The following is a 19,733-nucleotide window of genomic DNA, read 5'->3' as shown; positions in this document are numbered from 1 at the left end:
GTGCGGTGGGCCCCGCGCCACGCCGTCCGGATCCCGCCGATCGGTGGTGAACAGCGGTACCCATGAGGCACGCGATCGTGACCTGTTCGGGGGTAGCGGATGTTCTCTTTCGGGCGACGGAACGGCACCACTCGGGCCGACGACGTGCTGCCGGGCGACCTGCCGCGACCCGGCGTCGCGGATCCGGTGCGCGCGTTCGCGTACGACGCCGTCCGCGCCGCGACGAACGCCTGCTGGGTGACGATCGCGAGCGCCCTCGTCGACGCCGTCGACCCGCTGCTCGAGGCGATGCCGGAGCTGCGCAGCCCGGGCGTCCGCTGGAGCGGTGCCGGGGTGCTGCCGAGCTCCCGCGCCGAGTGGTGGACGTTCGACGGCGGCGAGTCCGTCCCGTCGGTGCTGCTGTTCACCGGGAACGGCCTCGAGATCGAACGCCTCGGGCTCGTGCTGCGGCGCACGCTGCGCGGCGCGGACGTCGCCGAGACGTCCTCGACCCGCGGGGTGCCCCGCGCAGTGTTCGACGCGGCGACCGCCTGCCGCGCCCTGCCGGTCTGGGAGGTCACGGGGTTCGCGCGGCTCGCACCCCGCGCCCTGCTCGAGACGGGGTTCGCGACCATCGCGGCCTGACGCCCGCTTGCCACCCGGCACCCGGTGGGCTCGCGGGTCCCGGTTTTACACTGACGGCGCGTTTCCGCCCCCGCCCGAACCCCGGGCGACCGTGCCCCCGAGGAGCCGTCGCTTGTCCGACCCGACGCTCTCCTTCCCGGACCAGCCCCGGGTCGAGCTCGACCGGCGGATCGCGGACCTCGTCGATGCGGCCCGCGACGTGCTCTCGACGCAGGGCCGTCTGCGGGCGCTGGTGCGGGCGACGCACGCGATCACCGCGCAGCTCGAGCTCGACGCCGTGCTCCGCACGATCGTCGACTCCGCCCGCGACCTCACCCGGGCGGACTCCACCGCGCTGGAGGTGCTCGATCCCCAGGGCGGCGTCGAGCAGCGGATCGAGTCCGGGGGCGAGCGGTCCGCCGCGCACGCGCAGCCCGGCTCAGATGCCGGCTCGAGAGCCGGACGCTCCCTCACCGTGCCGGTGCAGCTGCGGGACGCGGTGTTCGGCAACCTGCACCTCTGGCGGGATGCGGGCCTCTCCGAGGAGGACGACCAGCTGATCCGGTCGCTCGCCGCGACGGCCGCGTTCGCGGTCGAGCACGCCCGCCTCTACCGCGAGACGCAGCGCCGCGAGGAGTTCGCCGCCGCGTCCGCCGAGGTGACCGCCGCGCTGCTCGCCGAGCACGGCGACGGCGCGCTGTCGCTCGTGGCCGACCGGGTGCGCTCGCTCCTCGACGCCGACAGCGTGTTCGTCGCGCTGCTCGACGGCGAGGGCGAGCGGCTGGACGTGGTGGCGGTGGGCGGCGAGGACCCGAACGGACGCCGGAGCACCGAGGTGCCGCTGGCGGGCTCGCTCGTCGAGCGCGTGCTGCAGAAGGGCGAGCCGTCGCGCTTCGACGAGACCGCGCTCCGGTCGCTGGCCATCCCCCGCACCGAGCCGTACGGCGCCGTGATGGCGCTGCCGCTCGACACCGCCGACACGGCGATCGGCAGCATCCTGGTTACCCGCTCGGCGGGCAGCCGCCCGTTCACCGAGGCCGACCTCACCGTCGCCGGCGACTTCGCGGCGCGCACGAGCCTGGCGCTCGAGCTGCACCGCGCCCGAGCGGACCAGGAGCGGATGCTGCTCTTCGAGGACCGCGGACGCATCGCCCGCGACCTGCACGACCGCGTGATCCAGCAGCTGTTCGCGACCGGGATGCAGCTGCAGGGCGTGCTCGGCACGTTGCCGGATGGCCGCAACGCCGACCGGGTGGACGCGGCGATCACCAGCCTCGACGCCACGATCGGCCAGATCCGCCGCATCATCTTCACCCTCTCGACTCCCGAGCGCGCCGGGCAGGCGCCGACCGGCCGCCACCGGCTGCTCGACCTCGTCGGCGAGCTGGGCGCGGCCCTCTCCGTGGAGCCCGCCGTCACCTTCAGCGGCCCCGTCGACGCCCTGCTCGACGCGGAGCTCACCGCCGACGTGCTGGCCGTCGTCGGTGAGGGCGTCACGAACGCCGTGAAGCACGGCCGCGCGAAGGGATCGCCGTCGAGGTGGCGGCGACGCCGGCGGGGGTCACCGTCACGATCACGAGCGACGGGCGCCCGCTGTCCGCCTCGAGCCGGCGGAGTGGTCTCGCCAACCTCGAGGAGCGCGCCGCGCAGCACGCCGGTCGGATGAGCATCGACGCCGTCGACGGCCGCACCGTCCTGCGCTGGACCGTCCCACCGAAGCGCGAAGCCCAGCCGGATCAGGCCTGACCTCGGGACCAAAGTCCCTTCCGCCCCGCCTCGATTCGCGGGCACCGTGGACGTCTGCGAGTGTGCCGACAGGACGTCTGCGAGTGTGCCGACATCAGACGGATCAGGAGCGCCATGGCCGGGAGCACGACCGTCGTCCTCGTCGACGACCACGAGCTGGTGCGACGCGGCGTCGCCGAGCTGCTCGAGGCCGATCCCGGCATCCGGGTCGTCGGTGAGGCGGGCTCCGTCAAGCAGGGGCGCGGCAGCATCCTCGCGAACCGTCCCGACGTGGTGCTGCTCGACGTGCGCCTGCCGGACGGCAGCGGCATCGATCTGTGCCGCGAGCTGCGCATGACGATGCCCGACGTGCGCTGCATCATGCTCACCGCCTACGACGACGACGAGGCGATGGTCGCGGCGGTCATCGCCGACGCCGCCGGCTACGTGCTGAAGGACATCCGCGGCAGCCGCCTGATCGAGTGCGTGCACACGGTCGCCGCGGGCCGCTCCGCCCTCGACCCCGCACTCGTCGCCGCGGTGCGGGAGCGTCTCCGCGGACCGAGCGGCGACCCGCGCCTCGCAGGCCTGAATCCGCGGGAGCGGGAGGTGCTGTCGCTCATCGCCGACGGGCTGAGCAACCGCCAGATCGGCCTCGAGCTGTCGATCGCCGAGAAGACCGTGAAGAACTACGTCTCCGGCCTGCTGAGCAAGCTCGGCCTGCAGAGCCGCACGCAGGCGGCCGTGCTGCATCTCGGAACGAGGGCCGCGGATCCGTTCACGCCCCGGTCGGCGGGCCCCTCCGCGGTCTGAACCAGGCCGCCGAAGCCGGTCAGCAGACCTTCGACATCGACGTCCGGCCGGATCGGGACTAAAGACTCTGCCGAAGAACGCCTCGCTTCTGGAGTCTTGAGGGGGTGCGGGGTACGCGTGCGCGTGCGGACGCCCGTCGGAAGCAGGAGGCGCGGCCATGGTCGACACGGTGATCGGAACGGACGACGCGGAGCGGGCGGAGCTGCCCGAGGTCGAGCGGGTGCTGCTCGCCGTTCGCGGGTCGTTCGCCGGGGTCGCCGCCGCCCGGTGGCTGATCGCCCGCGCCTCGAACCGCCCTCTGGCGGTGCAGGTGAGCGTCGCCCCGGACGCCGCGCCCGACGCCGTGGCCGGCCTGCTGGACCTGCCGGACCCGGCCGACGCGGGCACGCGGGTGCAGGAGTACCTCACCCTCGTGGATCCGGGCATCGCCACCACCGTCGTGCGCCTCTCCGAGGACCGCGAAGCGGACGTCCTGGACGCAGCGCTCGACGCCGACCTGCTCGTCCTCGCAACGACCGGCAACGACCGCGGCGCAGGGCCCGGGTCGTTCGCCACCCTCCTCGCGGCGCAGGCCGTCTGCGCGACGGTGGTCGTGCCGCGCGCCTGGGCGCCGACCGCGGGCCCGGTGGTCGTGGGTGTCGGGAACGGCATCGGCGAGTACGCGGCACTCGATCGGGCGGCGCTGGAGGCGGAGCTGCAGCAGCGCGAGCTGGTGCTGCTGCGCGCGTCGCAGCTGCCGCGGTCGGTCGTCGACGACATCGACGTGGAGTTCTCGGCCACGGTGGACCGGCAGTCCCTCGACGACGCAGTCGTCTACGTGCGCGAGCGGCACCCGGCGCTGCCCGTCCGGCCCGTGCTCACCTCGCAGGCGCCGGCGGATGCGTTGCGGGAGCTGGGTCGCGACGCCGCGCTCATCGTGGTCGGATCCCGGCCGGGTGGCGGCGTGGTCGACGGGATCGACGCCGCGGTGCGCAGCGTGCTCGAGGAGCCGCAGTGCCCCGTGATGGTCGTTCCGCCCGCCCCGGCAGGCGCCGCGTAGCCAGCCGCTCCTCCGCCGGTGCGTGCCGGCGGACGTCGGCCCCCTGCCCGCGTCAGTGCTGGTAGACGCGCAGCCAGTCGATGTCGTACGACGCCGGGAACGCGGTGCCGCTCGTGGGCGAGCCGGGCCACGAGCCACCGACCGCGAGGTTCAGGCGGAGGAAGTACGGCCGGGAGAAGTCCTGGCGCATCCACGAGGTCGTCGCGGTGGTGCGGCTCCAGGTGAGCTTGCCGTCGATGTACCAGCTGATCGACCCGGGCTCCCAGTCCACGCCGTACGTGTGGTACCCGGACGAGAGCGACCCCGACGGGTAGTCGACCGTGTGCACCTGCTGGGGCGTCCCGCTGCCGTACGCGGGGTGGATGGTCTGGTGCACGGTGTCCGGCGAACCGGTCGAGTCCGTGCCGATGGTCTCGAGCACGTCGAGCTCACCGGCGCCGCCGTCCTGCGGCCGCAGCCAGAAGGCGGGCCACAGCCCCTTCGAGGCGCCGGGCGTCATCGGCAGCTTGGCGCGGATCTCGAAGTAGCCGTAGGTGAAGTCGGCCTTGCCCTTCGTCTCGATCGTCGCGCCCGAGTAGGACCGCCCACCGGGGAACCGGGAGTCGTGCGAGCCGCACGCGACCTTCGACTGCTCCCGCTGGGCAGCGAGGGTGAGCATGCCGCCGCTGAGGGTGACGTTGCTCGCCATCTCGCATTCGAGCTGCTGGTTCCCGTCGCCGAAGGTGGAGTCGTTCAAGGTCGTCCAGCGCGAGCGGGAAAGGGTGCTGCCGGTGAACTCGTCCGACCACGCCAGGTTCCAGGCGCCGCTGGGCAGCCCGGACACCGGCGCGCCCGACACGGGCGGGACGGGCCGGATCGGCACCGGGCCGGCTGACGGCCGGTGCGTGACCGCGGACGTCGACGGCGTCACGGTGACGGATGCGCTCGCCGAGGCCTTAGCCGACGCCGACGCCGACGTGGTCGCGGTCGCCGACGAGTGCCGCGCGGACGGTGAGACCGCGGCGTGCGAGGCAGCGGGCGTGGCGAATGCCGTGAGCAGGGAGGTCGACGGATGCGGCGCGGCGGCTCCTGCCGTCGACCCCGTCGCATGACGTGTCGCATGGCCCGCGGCCGTCTGCGCTGCCGCCTGCGACGCCTGCACGGCCTCGCCGCCGGCCCCGACGGCGTGCGACACCGTGAGGCGCGCGGCACGATCGGCGAGCGACGGGGTGGGCAGGCCGACGACGAGCACGAGGGCCACCAGGATCAGCACCACGAGCGTCGCCACGAGTCCGATCACGCGGGCGGCGCCCGCGGTGCGCCGGACGATCGTGGCCGTGCTCGCGCCCGGGCGCCGCAACATCGACGGCGGCTGCCGCAGTGTCCGCACCGCCTGCTCCGCACGGCGGGCGGAGGGGCCAGGTCGGGCCGCCGGCTCGATCCGCATGCGCTCGAAGAACGACGAGGGCTGCGGATGCGCCTGCGGCAGCTCGGCCTGCGCCTCAGCAGCCGGCGCGACGGCGGGGCGAGATGCGGCGGCGGCACGGGGTGCGACGGGCGGCTCGGCGGCGGTCCAGGCGGGGTCGAGCAGCTCCTTCATCGACGTCGGGGCGACCGGCTCCGGGACGACCGGCTGGGGGGCTGGCTTCGGCGGCGGCGCCACCTCGCCCGGGCGCGTGAACTGCCGCATCGCCCGCTCGTCCATCAGGGCGCGGACGGAGTCGACCCGCCGCGCCGCGACGGCGCCCGGCGGGCGGGGCCAGACCGGAGTGCTCGGTGAGTTCGAGGTGACGGGACGCGCCGGCGCCGGAGCCGGCGACGGCGGAGCGGTGCGAGGCGGCGTCGACGCCGCGGGCCTGGCTGGCGTCGGGGCCGGGATCGGTCCCGTGGCGCGGCGCAGGTCGGCCGCCTCGGCGAGGAACCGGCTCAGCTGGTCATCGGTCACCTCGGCGGGCACGGCCGACATCGGCGCTGCGCCGACGATCGCGATCGGGCCACTCGGGTGCGGGGGCCGCAGGTCCCGCACGACCGGGATCGGGCCACTCGGATGCGGGGGCCGCAGATCCGTCGGACCACCGTCGTCCGCAGCCGACGTCAGCAGCGCCGCGGCGGGAACCGACCGGCCCTGGGCTCCGGCGGCGACCTGCGCCCGAGCCTCGGGACGGGGTGCCGCGGCCGGCGCCTCGCTCGGCCCGGGATCCGCCCGATGCCGCCCTCGCGGTCGGTCGGTCGATTCCATGGGGCTTCGTGTTGCGCGATCGGGCGTTTCCATACCAGCTGGCCTTCCGCTGTCCGGCGCACGTGCGCGTCGGCTCGGGTGGGTGCAGCGGGCAACGTAACGAGCAGGTAACGGCCGGTGATGCACATTCCGTGGCGTGTCCCGGAAGGCGCGCCGGATTCGCATCGACTTCAGGTTGAAGGTCTGGGTCGCGTCCACACGGACGGCACCGGCACGACCTCCGCCGTGTGGACCGCACGCTGGCGCCGGCTCGTCCTGCGACTCGTGCTGGCGCCGGTACGCGAGGCGGGAATCGCTTGCCCATTCCGTCGTCGCGGGCGCCTATCCCGCCCTCGGCGCCGAATGGACGCGCGGACTTCCACCCGGGAATCCGGGGGTAGTGGTTTGCGTATTGCCGATCGGCCGATAGCGTGAGCCAGCCAGAGATCACGACGCTGATCGGATGGGCGCCACCCAACGCCCGAATCCGCAGCGCCGAAAGGGAAATGCCCGTGTCCCCGAAGACGCCTTTCACCGTGCTCGCCGTCGCCTTGACGGCGGCCGCGACGACCCTCGCCGGGGCTCCGGCCCAGGCCGCGACCGCACTCACGTTCGCCGTGATCTGCGACGTGCCCTACGGCACGACGCAGTTCGCGGCCTTCCCGAACGAGATCGCGCAGGTCAATTCGGATACCGCGGTGCAGTTCACCGCGCATGTCGGCGATATCAGCAGCCCCCTGAACTGCTCCGACAGCTATTACGCCTCGGTGAAGGCGGACTTCGACACGTTCCAGCAGCCGTTCGTCTACACCCCCGGCGACAACGAGTGGACGGACTGCCACCGCGCGGCGACCGGCGCGGGCAATCCGCTCGACAAGCTGGCGGACCTGCGGTCGACGTTCTTCCCGAACCCGGGCACCACGCTCGGCGTGCATCCGATGACGGTGACCGCCCAGTCGGGCTACCCGGAGAACGTGTGGTGGGACGCGGGCGGCCTCACCTTCGTCACGATGAACATCCCCGGCTCCGACAACGACCTCGACCCGTGGACCGGCCTCGGCGACTCGACCGCCACCTCCGCCCAGACGGCCGAGGAGCAGGCGCGGTCCGCCGCGGACGTGCAGATCATGACCGACGCGTTCACCCACGCGAAGAGCGCGGGCAGCCGCGCGGTGGTGCTCATGACGCAGGCGGACATGTTCGCGGGCACCTCGCCGAGCAGCACCTACAAGAAGGCGTTCACGTCGATCGTGCAGGGCATCGCGAGCCAGAGCGCCTCGTTCGGCTCCCCCGTGTTCCTCATCAACGGCGACACGCACGTGTTCACGAGGGACACGCCCCTCACCTCGTCCACCTGGCTGTCGGCCTACGGGATCGCGAAGCCGGTGCCGAACCTCAACCGCATCACGGTGCAGAGCGGCACGGGCGAGTGGGCGAAGGTCACCGTCGTGCCCGACGCGTCGGTGCTCCAGGTCGACCGCATCCCCGTGACCACGAAGACCGCGAACACGCCGCCCACCGCGCGCTTCAGCGCGAAGGAGACGGACCTGTCGGCGTCGTTCGACGGCAGCGGATCCACGGATTCGGACGGATCCGTCGCCTCCTACGCCTGGTCGTTCGGTGACGGCACGGACGGCAGCGGCTCGACCGCGACCCACACCTACTCCGCAGCCGGCGACTACACGGTGAGCCTGACCGTGACGGACAACTCGGGCGCCACGGCGACGAGCACGCAGACCGTCACCGTGTCGAGCGGCTCGACGACGACCACCACGCCGACGACGCTGGTGAAGGCCGGCGCGACCTGGTCCTACCTCTACCCGACGAGCGCGCCGTCGAGCTCGTGGGCGTCGACGGGCTTCGACGACTCCTCCTGGAAGACCGGCGCCGCGCCGCTCGGCTGGGGCGACTCGAGCGTGAGGACGACCCTCACGACCACGGCATCCACCCGGCCGCTCACGGCCTACTACCGCGACACGGTGTCGGTGGCGGATCCGACGGTCCTCAGCGCGGTCACGCTCACGACGCGGGCGGATGACGGCATCGTCGTGTACGTGAACGGGACGGAGGCGGGCCGCTCGAACATGCCCACGGGCACGGTCACGAACGGCACCTACGCGACGTCGGCCGTGACGACCAAGACCGCCGCCGCGAATCCCGTGGTGATCGCGGTGCCGGCGAGCGCGTTCAAGGCGGGCACGAACGTGATCGCCGCCGAGGTGCACTCGAACTACCACGCCACCCCGAGCTCCACCTTCGACCTGAGCGCCACCGCGTCGACCACGTCGGGGACCGGTGGCTCCGGTGGCGGAGGTACCGGCACGGGCGGCACCGGCGGCACCGGCGGAACGGGCGGAACGCCACTGCCGAGCGGCACCGTCGTCGTGCCCGCAGGCGGCGCCTGGTCCTACTCGCATCCGGCGACCGCGCCCGCGTCCTCCTGGATGACGAGCGGCTTCGACGCCTCGTCCTGGTCGACCGGCAAGGCGCCGATCGGCTGGGGATCGACCGGGCTCGCGACGACGATCCCGGTGCCCTCCGGCACGAATCCGCTCGCGAGCTACTTCGTCTCGACGTTCGCGGTCCCCGCGGGCGGGGTGCCGTCGGCCGGGCTGACGCTGACCACCAGGGCGGATGACGGCGTGATCGTCTACGTGAACGGCACGGAGGTGGGCCGCTCGAGCCTGCCCACCGGGACGATCGGGCAGAACACGTACGCGACGAGCGCGCGGTCGACCTCGACCGCCGTCGGCAGCCCGGTGACGTTCACCGTGCCGGCCTCGTTGCTGCAGGACGGCACGAACACGATCGCGGCGGAGGTGCAGACCAACTACCACGCGGCGAAGGACTCGAGCTTCGACCTCAGCGCCGTCGTGAAGTAGCTCACCCGCACCCGCCGTGGACCGGCCGTCCGTGCGACGATCGGAACGGCAGGATGGGGCCGTGACATCGGTGCACCTGCAGGAGTCGCGTGATCGTGCTCGGTGGGATGCCGCCGCGGCGCTCGGCGTCGGCCGGACTCCGTTCCACAACTGGGCATGGCTCGAGCTCGCCGCGCACATGTGCGGCATGCGGTTCCGGCCGTTGATCGCGACCGCCCACGGACGCGACATCGGCGTCGTTCCATGGTTGGCGCGACGCGTCGGCCCGTTCACCAGCGCGAATCGCACGCCGTTCCCCTATGTCGGCCCACTGGTGAAGCACACGCATCTCGCCGCCACGCTGGATGCGATGCGCGGATTCGGCCGCCGGCATCGCGCAGCGATGGTGCAGGCCTCGTTCGGTCCTGAAGCCGGCCTTCCGCAGGTCTTCTCCGCCGCTCCTTTCACGACCAAAGTCGGATACACGTACGTCATCGACGAGCTCCAGGACATCGACGCCGTCTGGGCACGCCTCGAGGGCAGATGCCGAACGAAGGTCAGGAAAGCGAAGGCCAACGGCGTCGAGTTGCACGAGGTCTCGTCGGGATCATCCGTGCTCGGCGCCGTGGTGCGTGAGGTTTTCGCCGAGCGGGGAATCCCCGTGGGCTATCGGCACTACTTCCCGCCGACGCGGGCCGACCTCGACACCGTCGGCATGGCCATGAGATGGGCCTCGGCCCGGGTCTCTGGAGTCGAGGTCGGCAGCCTGGTCACCCTGATGGACGGCGCGCGAGCGGTCATGTGGCAGGGCGGCGTCCTCCCGCAGCATCGGTCGACGCAGGCCAACACCCTCCTCTACTGGGATGCGATCGAATGGGCGAGCCGGAGTGGCGCAGCCGCCATCGACCTGGTCGGCTCCCCCGATGACGGAATCGACGTGTTCAAGAAACAATTCGGTGGCCGGCGAGTCCCGTATCTCACCCTGACCGCCGAGGCTCTGGCGTCACGCGTGCTCGGCGACGCACGGCGACGGATCCGGCGACAATCCGTCTGACAGGACGAGATCGCCCAGCCGGAATTCGTTCGGACGGGCGCCGGAGCCCGCGAGAGCCGCCCCCATCTTTCTCCTGAAATCGATCAGGGCCGAAGATGGATCAATTGCCGGGTGCGGCGTAAGGTGGGGCGCGGAATACCCGTTCCGCTACCTCAGCCCGTTCCTCCCCAGTTCCGGGCGAATACCCACCTAGGAATCCCCATTCCGACGCGCCTTGCGCTGCTCGTGAGCGCTCAAACCACCTCCCCCCGCCGCCGAACGCAGGTCAACGACCTCGGGCCGATCACCGTCGCCCACGACTACTTCACGCAGCGTGGCGGAGCCGAGCGGGTGGCGTGCGCGCTGGTCGACTCGCTCGACCCCGAGCGCGTCGTGACGGCACTGCACGAAGCGGACGCAACGTTCGCGTTCGCTCGCCGGCATGAGGTGGAGACGACGATCCTGCAGCCGTTTCGCCGCCTACGGTCGGATCCGCGGCTCGCGTTCCTGGCACTTCCGTTCGCGTGGCGGCTTCTGGCACCGGTGACGCGGGGCACCGTCATCTGCAGCTCGTCGGGATGGTCGCACTACCTCCGCATCCGGGGCGATGCGACCAAGGTCGTCTACTGCCACAACCCCGCCCGCTGGCTGTATCAGCCCGAGGACTACGTGAAGGACCGCTCGCTGTTCGTACGCGCCGTGCTGTCGCTCGTGCGCCCCCTTCTCACGCGCCTCGACCGCGCGGCCGCGAGGTCGGCGGATGTCTACGTCGCCAACTCCCACTCGGTCGCCGACCGGATCCAGGGGGCGTACGGGGTGACCGCGATGGTCATCCCCCCGCCCATCTCGCTCGACTCGACGGGCGCCCAGCGCCCGGTCGTCCTTCCCACCGAGCGGTTCTTCTTGACCGTGGGCCGCGAGCGCGGTTACAAGAACACCGGGGTGCTCGCAGCAGCCTTCGCGCAGATGCCGCAGGAGCACCTCGTCGTGGTCGGAGCCGAGGCGACGGACGGGGGGCCCGGGAACGTCAGCTATCTCCCCCACGTGTCGGACTCCGAGCTGCGGTGGCTGTACCGGCATGCCCGAGCACTCGTCAGCGTGTCGAACGAGGACTTCGGCCTCACGCCGCTGGAGGCGAACGCGATGGGCACGCCGGCGCTCGTGCTCCGTGCAGGAGGGTTCCTCGACTCACTCGCGGAAGGGGTCTCCGGCCTCTTCATCGAGGAGAGCACCCCGGGCTCGGTCGTCCGCGCGGTGAAGGCGTTCCCGACGGACTGGGATCACCTGGCCGTCCGCCGGCACGCGGACCAGTTCTCCGTCGAGAACTTCACGAGGAGGCTGCTGTCGGCCGCGTCCATGGCCCGCACCGAGCGCGCTGCAGGCGCGGCGCAGCGCATCAGGCACGCGGCGAGAAGGAGCACCCTGCGCAGCGGGCGCGTGGCCACCGCCATGCACTTCGGCTTCGTGGCCCCGCTCCCGGCGCCGCGCACCGCCTCGGCGCTCCCCCGAGGCCACCGCGTTCACACCTCCGATGCGCCGTCGGCCGCCGAGGAGTGGGGCCCGCCCCCGACGACGAGCATCCGGGCGTAGTAGGCGAGGAAAGCGAGGTCGACGACGACCGGTGCCCACAGCCCGCCGATGAATCCCCAGATCCGTACCGCGACGACGAATGCGACGAGGCCGACCACGGCGTTGACGAGCGTCGTCCGGTAGACGACGGACTCACGGCCGAGCGGTACGAGCACCAGGATCTGGGTCGCCCTCAGCAGGAACGCGGCCCCGATGCCGCCGCCGATGAGCAGCAGCTCGATCCGTGTGAAGTGGAGCCGCCCGCTGAACATGTAGGAGATCACGTAGGGGCCGACGATCCCGAATCCCGCGATCACGAGGAGGACCACGACCACGGCGAACACCAGGGACGCCGTGATCCGTCGCGTCCGTGCGCCGGCGGGCGCCCCGCCGATCCACTCGATGAAGGCGTTGTTGATCGCGTTCAAGCCGTTGGACGCCGTCGCTTGCACACTCATCGCGCCTGAGTAGGCCGCCAAGCCGCGAACGCCGGTCGCGGCGTACAGCGGCGTGCCGCCGAACGTCCAGAGACCGAGCACGACCCGGGACAGCGTGCCGAACCACTCCGCTCGCGCGATCCGCCATCCCTCGGCGACCATGGCCGGACGGAGCCGGATGCCGCTTCCCCGCATGATCGAACGCCAGTTCGCGGCGAGCATCACCAGTCCGGCGACGACCGTGCAGACGGCGTAGGAGAGCAGGCCGAGGCCGGCGACGATGCAGACCAGTGCCACGACATACCCCGCCAGCCTGACGACGCCCTCGTTGACGACCAGCGCACCGGGGCGACCGATTCCCGCGTAGTACCAGGACGCGGAGAACCCGTTCAGCGCCACACCGAAGCCGAACAGCACCGTCGCGAGCAGTTGATCGGGAGCGATGAGGAGCACGACGGCGGTCATGGCGACTCCGGCGATCACGAACGCGACCGCCTGCGACGCGATCGCCTGCGCGAAGATCCGCTGCCGCGCCCCGGGGACGGACGACGCGACGGCGTTGCCCCCGGTGAACGGCCAGGTCAGCCCGATCAGGATGCTGGCGATGGCGCCGGCGCTCTGGCCGAGCGCGACCGCGGACCACGCGGGCGCCCCGAAGCGGGCGCTGATCACCGGAAGCAGCACCAAGGAGGCCAGGAACGAGGTCGCGGGCACCAGGGCGAAGCCGAGGAGGCGACGGACGTGGGCCGTCACGGACGGCGCTTCAGCCGATAGACGTCCAGGTACTCCGACGCCATCGTCGAGACGGTGAAGCGAGCGGAGGCTTCCAGCGCGGCTGCCGCATACTGCGATCGCAGCTCCGGATGCTCCAGCAGGTCGACCAGTGCTTGCGCCAGGGCGACGGAGTCGCCGGGGGGGACGACGATGCCGGCCGCACCGCCGCCGAGCGCTTCCGGGATGCCGTCGACGTCGCTGCCGACGATCGCGCAGCCCGCTCCCATGGCCTCGAGGAGCGCCAGGGGGAACGGGTCGCGGCGCGAGGGCATGACGAACAGCGTCCCGCGGTCGAGGAAGCGCTGCGGATCGCGCTCGAATCCGGCGAACCGGACCTTCGACATGTAGGCGAGCCCTTCGCGCCGACGGAGCTCCTCCGGCCAGTCGACGTTGCCGATGAACAGCAGCTCCGCCTGCGGAACCGCTTCCACCACGCGAGCGAACGCGTCGAGCAGCACGTCCGAGCCCTTCCGTGGCGAGACGGCCCCGATGGTCACGATCGTGGGCGGCGACACGGGGTTCCGGATGCTCCCGCTGCGGCGGCTCGTTCCGAGGACCCCGTTGTAGACCGTCCGGATGACCGGTCGGGGCCCCCTCCATCGCCTGATCGACTCGGACACCGCTTCGCTCACGCCGACCACCACGTCGGCGATGCGCATGATGCTGACGCCGCGCTGGTACTCGTTGTGGACCGTCGCCACGAGGCGCGTCCGCGGTGCTGCAGCGCGCGCGACGACGACCGGGGTGATCGTGTGGACATGGACGACGTCGATGCCGTACCCGCGGACGGTCCTGCGGACGGTCCCGATCGCGCGGAGCACGGCGAGCGGGTCGCGGCGGGTGAAGTCGATATGGACGTGCTCCACGCCGGCCTCCGCGAGCAGCGGGACGAACGAGCCGCCCGCGGACCCGACGATGACCCGGTGGCCGAGTCGCGCCTGCTCGCACGCGACGTCGACCGCGACATTGGTGATCCCGTTTCCTGCGTCCTCGACCCGGTTGACCAGGTGAAGGATGTTCACGAGCGCGGCTTCGAGCGTCGCCCGGCATCGCCGTGGCCTGCGGAGCCGGCCCGATCGCGGCCGCCGTGCCGCTGAACACGGGCGGACACCGGGAACGCCCCTCGCGCCTGCAGCTCGTGCAGAAGGTCGCGCGCGGCGGTGTGGGTGGGGTTGAGCTGCAGCCGGTCGGCCGCCGCACTCCGCAGATGCTTCGAGAACGATCCTCCGCTTGCGACATCGGCGATGAAGTCCTCGAGGCCGTGACCGTCGAGATCGAAGCCCGGCAACCAGTCCAGGACGTCGGGCGGGAACAGGCCCCGCCGGCGGGCGAACTCCTGCTTGTCCGGCATCAGGAAGCCGATGGGCCGGTCGAGCAGCAGGTAGTCCGTCCACGAGCTGGAGTAGTCCGTGATCAGGGCGTCGGAGCCGGCGAGCAGCTCGGAGGTGGTCAGGTTCGTGCGCTCGAGGAACGCCTCGTCCGCCAGCACGGTGCCCGGGATCGCCCTGCGCCGTACGTCCAGCGGATGCACTCGAACGACGACCGGAAGGCCCGCCGCTTCCAACCGGGGAACCGCGTCGCGCATCGCGGCGTTCAGCTGGCCGTCCTGCGAGCTGGTCCCGTCCTCCCATCCGTTCCGGCCGCCGATGGCGCGCGCGACGCGGAAGGTCGGCATCCAGACGAGATACCCCTCGCGAAGCCCGGCCGGGAGCCGGTCCCGGACCTGCTTCGCCGAGACCCGCCAGAACTGGTCGGTGCGAGGGTTGCCGGTGATGAGCGCCGCCGAGGGCGCCTGCCCGAACTCCTCCGCCTTCCGGGCCGTGAGCACGGCGGACGACCCGACCACGTAGTCGGCAGGGGCGATGGAACGTGCACCCGGCGCCGGGAACCCGTTCACCTTGACGCCGTCACCGTGCCACAGATTCACGATCACCTGGCCCGGGACGGGCGCCGGATCGCCGTACAGCCCGTGCGTGTAGAAGACGATCTCCGCCCGCAGGTAGCGCCAGAGGCCCTTCACCGAGAGCCGCGCCGTGGGCACGCAACGCGGATCGACGGTTCCCAGCGCCTGCGGCTCCCCGTCCAGCCAGTACACGGGCCCGGCATATTCGGCGAGCAGCTCGCGCACCACCTCGACCGCGTTCCCCTCGCTCGCGGGGAAGCCGTAGACGACCGCGGAGGCCGTCTTGGGCACCAGCCGGTTCAGGCGCTCGATGGCCCGCGCGAGGGGCGCCCGCGCGAGCCGGAGGAGCGGAGGCGCCGCGGACCGGACGGCCCCGGCCTGGCGGAGGGCTCTGCCCGGGAGGCCCGGATCTGGCGCGTGCGACAGCCCTCCCTCCTGTGGAGGGTTCACGGATTCGGCCCGGCCGCGAGGAGGTCGTCGCCGGCGGCGGTTCCGGTCCCCTCCGTGGCCTTGGGCCGGTCGTACCGGTAGGTGTACGTCAACGCGTCCGGACCGTGCCGAGGCAGCATCGTGACGACCAACCCGAGCAGGCGCGCGTCGATCTTCGTGAGCGCCTCAACCGCCGCAGCGAGCTGCGGCCGTCTCGCCCGACGAGCCGCCACGACGAGCAGGGCCCCGTCGGATCGCCTGGCGAGCACCGCGCCGTCCAGCACGGGCAGCAGCGGCGGGCTGTCGATGATGACGAGATCGAAGCGTTCGGAGACGCGGCGGATGAGCTCGGCCATCGCCTGGGACTGCACGACCTCGCCGGGGTTCGGGGGCATCGCACCGGCCGGAAGCACCTGAAGCGTGCCGTCCCCCCAGGACTGAAGGGCCTGGTCGAGCTCGACCCGCCCGATCAGCACGTCGGTGAGGCCCACGCGACCGTCCAAGCCCATGTAGGTGGCCACCTTCGGCCGGCGGAGGTCGGCGTCGACCAGCAGTACCGAGCGGCCGACGTTGGCCGCCGCGATCGCCAGGTTGGCGGCGGTCGTCGACTTCCCCTCGCTCTCGACCGACGAGGTCACCACCAGCGATCTCGGTGCGGAGTCGAGATCCAGGAACTCCAGGTTCGTGCGCAGGGCCCGGAAGGCCTCCGCCCGGGGACCGTGGGAGTCCCGCGCGACGAGCAGCGGCCGGCTCTTGGCCTGGGGATCGAAGGTGATGTGCCCGAGCACGGGGGCGTCGACGATCTGCTGCACGTCGAGCGCCGTGCGCAGCCGCGTGTCGAGCGAGCCCCGCATGAAGGCTCCGACGAGACCGAGGAGAAGACCGGTGAGCGCCCCGATGACGAGGTCCAGCGGAAGGCTCGGCGTCGCGGGGCCCGGGGTGCCGGTGGCCGGCTGGACCCGCGTGAGGACGATGGACGGCGAGGAGGTCCCCCGCTGCGGCGTGAGGGCGACGACGGCCCTCGCGAGCTGATCCGTCACGGCGTTCGCGATCGACGCCGCTCCCCGGCGGGACGGATCGGTCGCCGCGACCTGCAGGACGACCGTGTTGACGCCGACGTTCACGTCGAGCCGATTGGCCAGGTGCTCGACCGACTCGTTCAGCCCCAGACGTCCGATCACGGGCTTGAGCACGTAGGAGGTCTTCGCCAACGACGCATAGCTGCGGACAGCGTCTTCGGTGAGCGCGGTGCCGGTCGAGAGGTCGGAGACGGTGGAGGCGCTGCTGATCGAAGCGAACGCAGTCGCAGTCATCCGGTACTGGGGAGTCTGCAGCCTCGTGAATCCGTAGCCCGCTCCCGCGCCGAGTGCGACGGCGAGGACGATCAGCAGCCAGGACCGCGCGATGACTCGCAGGTAGTCGCGAAGTTCCATCAGAGACCTTTCGTTGCAACAGGCCCGGTGGGGCTGTTCGGAGGGGTGCGGCCGGCGCCGGTCGGGGCGGACCCGCGTCGGAGGTTCGGCTGGGGTGCGGCGGTCGATGCGCCGGTCCACCCGGCCATCGGGTCGGGACGGGCGAGACCGGCCCAGAGGAGCACCAGCACCGTCAGATAGATCGGCACTTGCGCGCCGAGCGGGCCCCGGATGATGCCGAGGATCGCGACCGCGAGATAGGGCACGACCGCGGCGGCGCGGCCGGAGCTGCCTGCGCGCCACATCTCGTCGGCACGGCGGATGGCATACCCCAGCAAGGCCATGCCGAGGACCACACCGACCCAGCCGAACTCGACGTAGAGCTCGGCGTGGATCGGTTCGGAGAGGTTGACGAACGTGTAGTTGGCGTGGGCCGCGACGTCGAGGGACGCGGGGATCTCCTTGCCGGTCCAGAGCGACCGCGGGATGAAGTACCCGACCGCCGACACGATGTAGCGGCCGCCGGACAGCCCGAGGTCGTGCACGAAGTCCATCGAGTTGATGACCTGCTGGAAGCCGTCGAAGTCGTCGGAGGTGTACGTGGCGGGGTTGAGCAGGGTGTCCTGCGTGTAGACGCCGCCGCGGAAGTAGTTCCCGAGGGGATAGAGCACGAGCGTGCCGACGAGCGCGACGCCGACGAAGATCGCACCGGCACGCGCGCTCCGCGGCCGGGTCATGAGGATGAGCAGCGCGCCGATCCCCGTGATGCCGATGAAGCGGGTGTTGGCCAACGGATTGGCGAACACCGCGACGGCGGTGATCCCGATCACGAGCGCGACGAGGTCCAGGACCTTCACCCGCCGCCACCCCTGCCATCCGCTGTTCAGGCGCAGCAGTGCGAGGAGGGCCGTTGCGACCGACAGCGCGATCGGCAGGGCCGAGATCAGGGCGTAGTCGACACCGCCCGCCGAGCTCAGATCCGCCCCGGCGCTCGCGAGGGTCTCCCCCCGCTGCCCCCGCGACGAGAAGTAGGTGGCGATGCCCCCGTTCGTCGCGATGGCGTGCGGCGCGACGGCGATCAGCGCGACGATGACCGCGGTGAGCACCCAGCCGCGGACGCGCGCCTGACGCCCGATCGGTCCCGCCAGGACGGATGGACGGCGAGCGGCCCGGCTCGCGCCCAGCTGTCCGCCGATGAAGGCGAACAGGGCCACGTCGGTGAGCATGAGCGCCTGGTCGACGACGCCGTGGTCGTTCAGTGCGGTCAGATCGCCCCAGGCGACCTTGCCGGTCGTGATCTGAACGAGCGGAGCGAGCCCCAGCCAGCTGAACCAGAAGCAGTAGAAGACGGCCGTCGTGGGCAGCAGGCCCCGGCTCCAGCTCAGCCCGAGGCCGCAGAGCGCGACCAGCGCACCGGCCTCGGCAAGGATCGCCTCGACGGGATCCGCGATGCCGTGTCCCAGCAGGATCACGATGGTGAGAGCGATGACCGCCCACAGCACCGCCCAGCGGCCGTGCGGCAGACGCAGCACCGGCGAGTCGGGGCGGAGCTCGCGAGGGGCGGCGCCACTCACGCGACACCCGCAGGGCGCCGGCCGAGGGCGACCCTGACGAGCCGGAATCCGACCATCCGCTGGAAATGCCGCAGGCCTTCGGAGAGCCGGATCGGGCTCACATTGTCGGCGAGATGCCGGGCCCCCATCGCCGAGAGCTCGTCGACGAGAACCCGCGTCATGAGGTAGCGGGCAAGGCTTGCTTCATCGCTTTCCTCGACCGTGCGGAAATACCGCAGCATCGCCCATTCGGAACTCACGGGCGTGACCGAAAGAAGAAGCGGCCGCCCGTCGGCGGCGTAAGCGGCCAGCCAGAGGCGGTATTCGAAGAGGTCGCTGTTGTCGGCGTCCTCGTGCCGGTACCGCCCGAGGGGGTTCTTCCGGTCGAATTCGTTGGCGGCCTCGAGCAGCGCCTGTCGCTCCTCGGGCTCCGTGACGCGCTTCCAGGTGACTCCGGCACGCTCCGCCGCTCTGACCTTCCGTCGCAGCGTCTGCTTGGAGGATCCCTCGACGTACTGGGCCGGATCGGCCGGGATCTCGAGCACCGAGGTCACCTCGTGCACGAAGACCCGGACACGAGCGCGCCTCGACAGGCCCTTCCGCACCGCGTCACCTTCGGCTCCGTCATCGATGCACGCCGTGACTTTCGGAATTCGCAGGATCGCGCGGATGAGGCTCATCGCCGTTGCTGGCCGGCGGAGCAGACCGACGAAACCGTCCCGCCCCGCGGACACGCCCGATTGCAGCAGCTCGAAGAGAGCCGCCTCGTGGGGAGTCGGGGGCATGGTACGAGAATTTATCATCGGCGCGGAGAAAAATCAGGAATGAGCGGAACCGCTTCGGGTATTCGGCGTCCCCAGTAGTAGGGGCGGTCACGAATGGGAAATGCGTGATATTCCCGCACCCAAGAGAACAATGAGGATCGTTCAGAGGATGCGGGTCCCGTGAACATCCGGCACGGACGGCGCTCGTCTCAGGGAGGGGGCGGAACGACCTGAGCGCCGAAGCGCGACCGGCCACCGACGCGCTCCGGTCACGCCCGGGTGAGAGCGACTGCAGCGAGGCGAACGGCTTCTGCCGAGTCGTCCCAGTCGAACCGTGTGACGCCGAGCGCCGGGGCATCCGCCGGCTCCTCCAGCATCCGGCGAAGTGCCTCACCGATCGCGGCGACGGAGGTGGGGTCGACGTACTCGGCGGCGTCGCGGGCGATCCAGCGGAAGACGGGGAGGTCGGAGAGCACGAACCGGGCTACACCCGCGGCGGCGGCCTCCACGATGGGCAACCCGAACCCTTCGGCGAGGCTGACCAGGATCAGCCCGATGCCCGCCGCGTAGAGGTCCGCGAGCTCCTCATCGGTGACGTAGCCGGCGACCACCGTTCCCGTC

The 19,733-nt window shown here is 71.7% G+C and carries 15 protein-coding genes; 7 read left to right on the top strand and 8 right to left on the bottom strand.

Going from position 1 to position 19,733, the window contains the following annotated elements:
* Positions 1-99: 99 nt before the first annotated feature.
* From JWQ92_RS09940 to JWQ92_RS09925, 4 genes are all read left to right on the top strand, one after another.
* On the top strand, positions 100-624 hold the full coding sequence (locus JWQ92_RS09940; RefSeq protein WP_297344299.1) for a hypothetical protein: 525 nt from the start codon (positions 100-102) through the stop codon (positions 622-624).
* A 112-nt stretch (positions 625-736) separates the two neighbouring features.
* Complete coding sequence (locus JWQ92_RS09935) at positions 737-2,269, top strand: GAF domain-containing protein (protein WP_297344298.1); 1,533 nt, start codon at positions 737-739, stop codon at positions 2,267-2,269.
* 194 nt (positions 2,270-2,463) lie between these two features.
* The gene (locus JWQ92_RS09930; protein WP_297344297.1) at positions 2,464-3,141 is read left to right on the top strand and encodes a response regulator transcription factor; all 678 of its coding nucleotides are present in this window, start codon (positions 2,464-2,466) and stop codon (positions 3,139-3,141) included.
* A gap of 157 nt (positions 3,142-3,298) precedes the next feature.
* Positions 3,299-4,180, top strand: a complete 882-nt coding sequence (locus JWQ92_RS09925) for a universal stress protein (RefSeq protein WP_297344296.1) — start codon at positions 3,299-3,301, stop codon at positions 4,178-4,180.
* Positions 4,181-4,232: 52 nt separating this feature from the next.
* On the opposite strand, the gene JWQ92_RS09920 is transcribed toward JWQ92_RS09925, so the two are convergent.
* A complete protein-coding gene (locus tag JWQ92_RS09920; protein ID WP_297344295.1) occupies positions 4,233-6,125 on the bottom strand; it encodes a glycoside hydrolase family 16 protein in 1,893 nt (630 codons plus the stop codon).
* Positions 6,126-6,889: 764 nt separating this feature from the next.
* On the opposite strand from JWQ92_RS09920, the gene JWQ92_RS09915 reads away from it, so the two are divergent.
* The 3 genes from JWQ92_RS09915 (at position 6,890) to JWQ92_RS09905 (ending at position 11,861) form a co-directional block, all read left to right on the top strand.
* Positions 6,890-9,259, top strand: a complete 2,370-nt coding sequence (locus tag JWQ92_RS09915; protein WP_297344294.1) for a PKD domain-containing protein — start codon at positions 6,890-6,892, stop codon at positions 9,257-9,259.
* A 187-nt stretch (positions 9,260-9,446) separates the two neighbouring features.
* Positions 9,447-10,292 carry a GNAT family N-acetyltransferase gene (locus JWQ92_RS09910; protein WP_297344293.1) on the top strand — a complete coding sequence of 282 codons (846 nt, stop codon included), beginning with the start codon at positions 9,447-9,449 and terminating at the stop codon, positions 10,290-10,292.
* Positions 10,293-10,517: 225 nt separating this feature from the next.
* Entirely contained in the window at positions 10,518-11,861 is a 1,344-nt protein-coding gene (locus tag JWQ92_RS09905) for a glycosyltransferase (protein ID WP_297344292.1), read from the top strand.
* Here the strand turns inward: JWQ92_RS09905 and JWQ92_RS09900 are convergent.
* The 7 genes from JWQ92_RS09900 to JWQ92_RS09870 all read right to left on the bottom strand — a co-directional run.
* Positions 11,792-13,030: a hypothetical protein gene (locus JWQ92_RS09900; RefSeq protein ID WP_297344291.1), complete on the bottom strand. Its 1,239-nt coding sequence runs from the start codon at positions 13,028-13,030 to the stop codon at positions 11,792-11,794. The genes JWQ92_RS09905 and JWQ92_RS09900 overlap by 70 nt on opposite strands.
* A complete protein-coding gene (locus JWQ92_RS09895; protein WP_297344290.1) occupies positions 13,027-14,073 on the bottom strand; it encodes a glycosyltransferase family 4 protein in 1,047 nt (348 codons plus the stop codon). Before JWQ92_RS09895 ends, JWQ92_RS09900 begins: the two co-directional genes overlap by 4 nt.
* Positions 14,070-15,245: a CDP-glycerol glycerophosphotransferase family protein gene (locus tag JWQ92_RS09890; protein WP_297344289.1), complete on the bottom strand. Its 1,176-nt coding sequence runs from the start codon at positions 15,243-15,245 to the stop codon at positions 14,070-14,072. Before JWQ92_RS09890 ends, JWQ92_RS09895 begins: the two co-directional genes overlap by 4 nt.
* Before the next feature lie 155 nt (positions 15,246-15,400).
* On the bottom strand, positions 15,401-16,816 hold the full coding sequence (locus JWQ92_RS09885) for a polysaccharide biosynthesis tyrosine autokinase (protein WP_297344288.1): 1,416 nt from the start codon (positions 16,814-16,816) through the stop codon (positions 15,401-15,403).
* Entirely contained in the window at positions 16,816-18,369 is a 1,554-nt protein-coding gene (locus tag JWQ92_RS09880; RefSeq protein ID WP_297344287.1) for a hypothetical protein, read from the bottom strand. The genes JWQ92_RS09885 and JWQ92_RS09880 overlap by 1 nt, the downstream gene beginning before the upstream one ends.
* Positions 18,366-19,133: a hypothetical protein gene (locus JWQ92_RS09875; protein WP_297344286.1), complete on the bottom strand. Its 768-nt coding sequence runs from the start codon at positions 19,131-19,133 to the stop codon at positions 18,366-18,368. Before JWQ92_RS09875 ends, JWQ92_RS09880 begins: the two co-directional genes overlap by 4 nt.
* 248 nt (positions 19,134-19,381) lie before the next feature.
* Positions 19,382-19,733, bottom strand: a 352-nt coding sequence (locus tag JWQ92_RS09870; RefSeq protein WP_297344285.1) for a glycosyltransferase, incomplete at its 5' end; no start/stop codon positions are given.

The organism is Amnibacterium sp., from assembly GCF_025463795.1.
Lineage (GTDB): Bacteria > Actinomycetota > Actinomycetes > Actinomycetales > Microbacteriaceae > Amnibacterium.
This window is presented reverse-complemented; position numbering and strand designations above follow the sequence as displayed.

Excerpts from the sequence above, each read along its gene's own strand:
- JWQ92_RS09875 (WP_297344286.1), bottom strand. The coding sequence starts at position 19,133 with ATGCCCCCGACTCCCCACGAGGCGGCTCTCTTCGAGCTGCTGCAATCG.
- JWQ92_RS09885 (WP_297344288.1), bottom strand. The coding sequence starts at position 16,816 with ATGGAACTTCGCGACTACCTGCGAGTCATCGCGCGGTCCTGGCTGCTG.
- JWQ92_RS09925 (WP_297344296.1), top strand. The coding sequence starts at position 3,299 with ATGGTCGACACGGTGATCGGAACGGACGACGCGGAGCGGGCGGAGCTG.
- JWQ92_RS09910 (WP_297344293.1), top strand. The coding sequence starts at position 9,447 with ATGCGGTTCCGGCCGTTGATCGCGACCGCCCACGGACGCGACATCGGC.
- JWQ92_RS09920 (WP_297344295.1), bottom strand. The coding sequence starts at position 6,125 with ATGTCGGCCGTGCCCGCCGAGGTGACCGATGACCAGCTGAGCCGGTTC.
- JWQ92_RS09930 (WP_297344297.1), top strand. The coding sequence starts at position 2,464 with ATGGCCGGGAGCACGACCGTCGTCCTCGTCGACGACCACGAGCTGGTG.
- JWQ92_RS09940 (WP_297344299.1), top strand. The coding sequence starts at position 100 with ATGTTCTCTTTCGGGCGACGGAACGGCACCACTCGGGCCGACGACGTG.